At 74.8% G+C, this 6,360-nt stretch carries 6 protein-coding genes; 3 read left to right on the top strand and 3 right to left on the bottom strand.

The window, feature by feature from the left end; translation table 11 throughout:
- Positions 1-522 precede the first annotated feature (522 nt).
- Entirely contained in the window at positions 523-933 is a 411-nt protein-coding gene (locus tag AB0M46_RS00835) for a hypothetical protein (protein WP_363332079.1), read from the top strand.
- 237 nt (positions 934-1,170) lie between these two features.
- Positions 1,171-1,407, top strand: coding sequence for a hypothetical protein (locus AB0M46_RS00830; protein ID WP_363332078.1), 237 nt, complete (start codon positions 1,171-1,173; stop codon positions 1,405-1,407).
- Positions 1,408-1,762: 355 nt separating this feature from the next.
- Here AB0M46_RS00830 and AB0M46_RS00825 read toward each other — a convergent pair whose 3' ends face one another.
- From AB0M46_RS00825 to AB0M46_RS00815, 3 genes are read right to left on the bottom strand one after another with little or no spacing between them, the layout of a single operon-like run.
- Positions 1,763-2,041: a hypothetical protein gene (locus tag AB0M46_RS00825; RefSeq protein ID WP_363332077.1), complete on the bottom strand. Its 279-nt coding sequence runs from the start codon at positions 2,039-2,041 to the stop codon at positions 1,763-1,765.
- 5 nt (positions 2,042-2,046) lie between these two features.
- Complete coding sequence (locus AB0M46_RS00820; protein WP_363332076.1) at positions 2,047-3,834, bottom strand: sensor domain-containing diguanylate cyclase; 1,788 nt, start codon at positions 3,832-3,834, stop codon at positions 2,047-2,049.
- Positions 3,831-6,152: a bifunctional diguanylate cyclase/phosphodiesterase gene (locus AB0M46_RS00815; protein WP_363332075.1), complete on the bottom strand. Its 2,322-nt coding sequence runs from the start codon at positions 6,150-6,152 to the stop codon at positions 3,831-3,833. Before AB0M46_RS00815 ends, AB0M46_RS00820 begins: the two co-directional genes overlap by 4 nt.
- On the opposite strand from AB0M46_RS00815, the gene AB0M46_RS00810 reads away from it, so the two are divergent.
- Positions 6,151-6,354: a hypothetical protein gene (locus AB0M46_RS00810; protein ID WP_363332074.1), complete on the top strand. Its 204-nt coding sequence runs from the start codon at positions 6,151-6,153 to the stop codon at positions 6,352-6,354. The two genes, AB0M46_RS00815 and AB0M46_RS00810, sit on opposite strands and share 2 nt — an antisense overlap.
- Positions 6,355-6,360: the final 6 nt, after the last annotated feature.

Genomic DNA, 6,360 nt, shown 5'->3' with positions numbered 1-6,360 from the left:
GCGTCCGCTGCGGGTGGCGTTCACGCCGCTGGAGTTGGCGTGCGTCCGGTGGATGTTCGCGGGGATTCGGTGCGCGTCCGGCGAGGTTCTCCGCGTCCGCTGCGGGTGGCGTTCACGCCGCTGGAGTTGGCGTGCGTCCGGTGGATGTTCGCGGGGATTCGGTGCGCGTCCGGCGAGGTTCTCCGCGTTCGCCGCGGGTCACGTTCACGCCGCTGGAGTTGCGCGCGCCCGGTGGACGCCCGCTGAGGTGCTGCGTGTTCGTCGTGGGTGGTGGTCACGCTGGTTGGAGTTGTGGCGTGCGTCCGCCGGAAGCGGTGAGTTGCGCACGCGCATCGTGCTGTCGACGCGGATGCGAGGGCCGGACGGTCGCCCCGCTGGACGCCCCGCGCCGGGTCGCGCTGCCGGCGGGCGGGGACCGCGGTAGGCCGAGCGGGGTGGCGCGGTTTGGGGATACATGGGCCGCAACCGGGAGCCTATCGTTCACCACGAACACCCACCGCGACATTCCGAGGGACGGACAGGATGAGCGACTACGACGACGGCGGCCAGCTCGACCCCGGCTACACCGGCAACGACCAGCCGGAGACGCTCGACCCGGGTTACACCGGCAACGACCAGCCCGACGCTTTCGGCGGCCACGACTTCGGCCACTACGAGGCGGGCCAGGAACACAGCGCGCTGGAGCAGCTGCACGCGGACCACGGCTCGGAGACGGATTTCGGCCGGCAGTTCGGCGTGTTCGAGCACGACCACGCGCAGTCCGAGACGAGTGCGCTCGAGCACGGGCAGCACGTCGCGTACAGCTCCGGGTACGACGAGGGCGAGCAGCCGTCGTTCACGGGTGGCGACATCGACGACCTGCACCAGCGCCTGAGCGGCCTCGGCGGCGAGGAGCACGGCGGCGAGGCCCGCCTGGGTGTCGCGTCCAGCTGACGCATGCCCCGAACCCGGCCGTGGTCACCCGACCCGGCCGGGTTCGACGTGGACGGGGTTGCGGATCTTCTGCTTGCTCGTGGGTGCAAAGCGGTCGTCCGGCGTGTGGTGATCCCCAGGTCGGCCGGTGCGAGCGTGGTGCCCGGCCCCTCGTCGAGGGGCCGGGCACCACCCCTGCGAGGTGGGTCCGGGAAAGCCCTGATGCCGGGAGTGGCGGCGGGGGAGCATGCTTGGTGTATGGGTCGTTTCCTGGTGGGTGCCGTAGCGGTCGTCGTCGGCCTGTTCGTGGTGGGTGCGATCGCGACCTGGCTGTTCCATGCGCTGTTCAGCAGCATCTTCTATCTCATCGTCGGCGCGCTGGTGGTCGGTGGGGCCCTCTGGCTCTACGGGCGGGCCAAGCGGACCATCGGCAGCGGGCGTAACCAGCGCCGCATCGAGGCCGCCGCGGCCACCTGGCGGCAGCGCAACCGCTGACCGTCGCTCCGCTCGGCGCTCTGCGGCGGTGGGTGTCCCCGCCGTCGGTGATCAGCGCCGGGTGTCAAGGCGGCGGTGTTCGCCCCGCGGTCGGTGTTGCGCGCGGGGGAGTCTGGCCGTCCCGAGACCCGATCGAGGGCTGCGGAGCACGGGGCAGTCCGCCCTGCCCCGCCACCGATGTGGGTTGCGGCCGTGCCACGAATCGACGCGGGGCGCGAGGAGCACAACGATGGATCGACATCGGGCGGCTGCGGTTCGCTGACCTCGACGAGGCCGGGCGGGCCGACCACGTGCTGCTCGACCCGGCCACCAGGACCATGCGCGCCGGCTGCGACAAGGGCGGGGACGCCGTCGGTCAGCGCTCGGTCACCTCGAGGACGCGGGCGGCCGGGGCGCGGTCGCCGTAGCGTTCGCGGATGGCCAGGCGCTCCGGGTCGGTCATGAACGACTCGTAGCCGCAGCGGGCGGCGAAGGCGATCACCTGGACCTCGGTGGCGCCGGTGGTCAGGCGGCGCTGCAGGGTCCCGCCGTGGCGGGGGAGCAGGGCCAGCACCTCGTCCTCGTAGCGGGCGCCGTCCTCAACCGCGCCGGGCACGAGATCGACCAGGGCGACCAGCAGCAGCTCCTGCGACACGCGGGCTATCCAATCACGGCGCGCTTGCGGCGGTACATCTCGGTGTCGGCCCGGCGCAGCAGCCCGTCCGGGTCGCCGGGCGGGCCGGTGGCGATGCCGACGGCGGCGCGCACGTCGAGGTGGTGGCCGTCGACGAGCACCGGGGTGTCGAGCAGGGCCAGGAAGTGCTTGGCCACGGCGGCGGCGGTGGCCGGACCGGCGGCGGGGAGCAGCACGGCGAACTCGTCGCCGCCGAGGCGGGCGGCGGTGCCGGTCGGCGGGGTGGCGGCGGCCAGGCGCTCGGCCACCGCCACGAGTACCGCGTCGCCCGCGTGGTGGCCGAGCGTGTCGTTGACCGCCTTGAAGCCGTTGAGGTCGACCAGCAGTACCGCCGCATGGGTCCGCAGGCCGGCGAGGCGCTGGTCGAAGAGGGCCCGGTTGGCCAGGCCCGTGAGCCCGTCGTGCGTGGCCCGGTGGCGCAGCTCGTCCTGCAGGAGGCGGGCCTGGGTGGCGTCGCGGGCGTTGCTGACGTAAGCCCGCACGCCGGGCACGTGGAGCAGGTTGCGGCTCACGACGTCCAGCCAGCGCCAGGAGCCGTCGGCGTGGGCGTAGCGGACCTGGTACGTCACCGTCGCCCCGGCCTGCGCGCGGAGGCGCTCCATCGCGGGCAGGAAGACCGGCAGGTCGTCGGGGTGGACGTGGGAGAAGGCCGGGGTGCCGAGGACGGTTTCGGGGGCCTTGCCCAGCAGGCGCTCGGTGGCGGGGCTGACGAAGGTCAGCGTGCCGGTGGCGTCGACGACGGAGGTGATGTCGGTCGAGTGGGCCAGCAGGGACCGGATGCGCTCCTCCTGGGCGCGCAGCTCGCGCAGCAGGGCCGCGTTCTCGGCGAAGGCGAGCAGCTGACGGCTCACGGCCAGCACCGTGGCCACGAACAGGCCGCCGAGCAGCAGCCACACGTCGGGGCCGACCCCGTCGCGCAGCACGACCGGCAGGGCGGCGAACATGCCGGCCAGGGTCGTGTACGGCAGCAGGCTGTACGGCTTCGCCTCCCGCTGCGACGAGGGGGCCGGCGGGCCGCAGAGCTCCTGCAGGCGCGGGCCGAGCACCAGCAGTACCCCGGTGAGCAGCTGCACGGCCAGCAGGGCGCGCAGGTGATGGCCGTCCGGCCCGACCAGGGCGCCGACCCCGCCCTGCAGCACGGAGGCGAGCAGCATCGGCACGGCCGCGGGCAGCGAGATCGGCGCGTTGCCGCTGAGGATCAGCCGCACCGCGGCGAACCCGGCGACGAGGATGATCGCGGTGCCGGCCAGCAGGGGCACGAGCGCGCCGCCCGGCTGCGTGCCGCGGGCCGGCAGGACCAGCAGCCAGATCAGCACGCCGGCGCCGACCAGCACCGAGGCGGCGTCGAGCCAGAACCGGATCCGGGCCCGGCGGGTCAGCAGGCGGCTCGGGTGGGTCAGCATGACCCACACCATCCACGCGGCGCCGGCGAGGATCGCGGCGGCCTGGAACGCGTTCGGCACGGCGGCGGCCGGCCCCGGGTGCCACCAGGCGACGACGGTCTGGCTGGTGTCGCCGACGATGCACAGCAGCGCCACGTGGCTGCAGGCGCGCCAGAAGCGGGCGGCGTCCGGCGGGGTCTCGCGCATCCGCGCGACGCGCCGGCTGAGGTACCACAGCAGGGCGTCGCAGACCGGCAGCGCGGTCCAGAACAGCCGGACCAGCGTGGCGTCGTCGCCGGGGCCGACCTGCACCCAGCCGATCACCGCCGCGCCGAGGAGGCAGATGACGGCCAGGACGGGGTCGCGCCTCATGCGGCCGGCGCCGGATTGAGCCGGGCGAAGGCAGCCTCGACCTGCGCGGCCGGGCCGGGCTTGGCGAAGTGGTAACCCTGGGCGAGCCGGCAGCCCAGCGCGTGCAGCAGCTCGGCCTGCTCGGCGGTCTCGATGCCCTCGGCGATCGCCGGCAGGGAGCGGCTGCTGCCCAGCTGCAGCACGGCCCGGGTGAACGAGTGGTCGCCGTCGGGCTCGGCCGGCACGAACGACCGGTCGATCTTGAGGAGGTCGACCGGGAGCTGGTGGAGGTACGACAGCGAGGAGTAACCGGTGCCGAAGTCGTCGATGGCGATGCGGATGCCGTGCCCGCGCAGCCGGTCCAGGGCCACCGGCAGCGCGTCGGCGTCGCCGGCGAACACCGACTCGGTGATCTCCAGCACCAGCGCGTCGGCGGGCAGGCCGGTGCGCGCCAGCACCGCGAGCACCTCGTCGGCGAAGCCCGGCTCGGCCAGCTGGCGCACCGAGACGTTCACGGTGACCGAGGTGCCGTGCCGCTCGTACCAGGCCCGCGCGTCCCGGCAGGCCCGCTCCAGCACCCACGCGCCGATCGGCAGGATGAGCCCGGTCTCCTCGGCGACCGGGATGAACTCGTCCGGCGGCACCGGCCCGCCCGCCGGCGTCCAGCGCAGCAGCGCCTCGACGGCCACGATCCGCCCGGACGGCAGCTCCACCACCGGTTGGTAGTGCACGGCCAGCTCGCCCCGCTCGACGGCGTGGCGCAGCCCGGCGCTGATCCGGGTGAAGGCCTCCCGCGCGATGCGCAGTTCCGCCTTGTACCGCGTGACACGGTCCCGCCCGCCCCGCTTCGCCGCGCGCAGGGCCAGCTCGGCGTCGGCCATGGCCTCGCGCGGGTCGTGCCCGTCGATGTGGACCAGCCCGATGCTCGCGGACAGGTGCACGACCCGCCCGCCGACCTTCAGTGGGGCCTTCACCTCGGCCCGCAGCAGCTCGGCGAGCTGCTCGGCCTGCTCCCGGGCCTGCGCCGGGTCGCCGGTGCCGTGCTCGGCGAAGAGGGCGAACTCGTCGCCGCCGATGCGGGCCAGGGTGTCGGCGGGGGCGGCGAGGGTGCGCAGCCGGTACGCCAGGGCGATGAGCGCCTCGTCGCCGAAGCCGATGCCGTGCGCGTCGTTGACGTCGGTGAACCGGTCCACGTCGAGCAGCAGCAGGGTGTGGCGGTGCCGGGCGTCGGGCCGGCCCAGCGCCCACTCCATCCGCTGGGTCAGCAGCGCCCGGTTGGCCAGGCCCGTCACCGGGTCGTGGAGGGCGCCGTGGCGCAGCTGATGCTCCAGCGACTCGCGCTCGAGCAGCGCCACCGACAGCCGCCGGCCGTGCTCGTCGAGCTCGGCCAGGCGGCGCTGGGCCAGGCGGGCCAGGCCGCCGAGGCGGGTGACCAGCAGGACCGACAGCAGCCCGGCGAGGATCGCGGGCACGACAAGGTGGCGCCACTCGCCCGGCGCGAGCGCGCCGTGCGCACCGGCCAGCCGGATCACGGTCGCCGTCGGCCCGAGCAGGGTGGCCGCCCCGAACAGCAGGATCCGCCGGGTCGACACCGCGCCGCGGGGCTCCTGGGGCTGCGCGTCCCGCTCGCCGAACAGCCGAGGGTGCAGGCCGGCCAGGCCGAACGCCAGGTACGAGCACAGCCACAGCGCGTTGTCGACCAGGGCCACCGAGCGGTGGCTGCCGTGCGCGGCGTGCGCGAAGAAGATCGTGTTGGCCGCCAGGATCAGCCCGACCGCGGCCAGCACCAGCAGGTTGGCCCGGTTGCGCACCGCCCCGGTGAACAGCACCCGGACCGCGGCGGCGAGCAGCACGAGGTCGCAGATCGGGTACACCAGGGCCAGGCTCAGCGCCAGCCGCCCGATGGCGTGGTGGTGCAGGTACGGGTGGACCAGCGCCATCCAGTCGATGACCGCGACCCCGGCGGCGACGATCGAGGCGTCCAGCAGCGCGGTGCGGGCCCGGCCGCCGGCGGCCCCGATGAGCCCGGCGGCCAGCAGCGCGTAGGAGGCTAGGTAGCCGAGGTCGTTCCACGACGGGAACGGCACGTCGCCGTGGTGGATCAGGTCCTCGACCGTCCACACCAGGTCGGCGGCGAGCCGCACGGCCAGCCCGGCGCCGACCAGCCGCCACGCCGGGGCGATGGCGGTGCGCCGCCGGGCCATCCGGGCCAGCCCCGGCGCGGCGCAGACCAGCGCGCCGAGCAGCCACAGGATGCGGTTCAACGGCGCGGCGGCCAGCGACGATCCGGCGATGGCGGCGGCGCCGGCCAGCATGAGGTACCGCGCGCGTCCGGGCATGCCTACCAGGTCACCGTCGCGGGGTTGCCCGCCCGGGTGGCGCCCGGTTGCGATCGGGTGTCCCGGGTCGGCCCACCGGTACACCCCGCCGGCCCCGCTGCCGCGCATCGACGGCCTGCCCGACGAGCTCGCCGAGGTGTGCGCCGCCAGCCTGGACAAGCTGCCCGTCCCGATCCACGTCCCGCCGGTCCTGCGCGCGTAGACCCAC

The organism is Dactylosporangium sp. NPDC051485 (genome assembly GCF_040682015.1).
Classification (GTDB): domain Bacteria; phylum Actinomycetota; class Actinomycetes; order Mycobacteriales; family Micromonosporaceae; genus Dactylosporangium.
This window is presented reverse-complemented; position numbering and strand designations above follow the sequence as displayed.

Excerpts from the sequence above, each read along its gene's own strand:
- AB0M46_RS00835 (WP_363332079.1), top strand. The coding sequence starts at position 523 with ATGAGCGACTACGACGACGGCGGCCAGCTCGACCCCGGCTACACCGGC.
- AB0M46_RS00830 (WP_363332078.1), top strand. The coding sequence starts at position 1,171 with ATGGGTCGTTTCCTGGTGGGTGCCGTAGCGGTCGTCGTCGGCCTGTTC.
- AB0M46_RS00820 (WP_363332076.1), bottom strand. The coding sequence starts at position 3,834 with ATGAGGCGCGACCCCGTCCTGGCCGTCATCTGCCTCCTCGGCGCGGCG.
- AB0M46_RS00810 (WP_363332074.1), top strand. The coding sequence starts at position 6,151 with ATGCCTACCAGGTCACCGTCGCGGGGTTGCCCGCCCGGGTGGCGCCCG.
- AB0M46_RS00815 (WP_363332075.1), bottom strand. The coding sequence starts at position 6,152 with ATGCCCGGACGCGCGCGGTACCTCATGCTGGCCGGCGCCGCCGCCATC.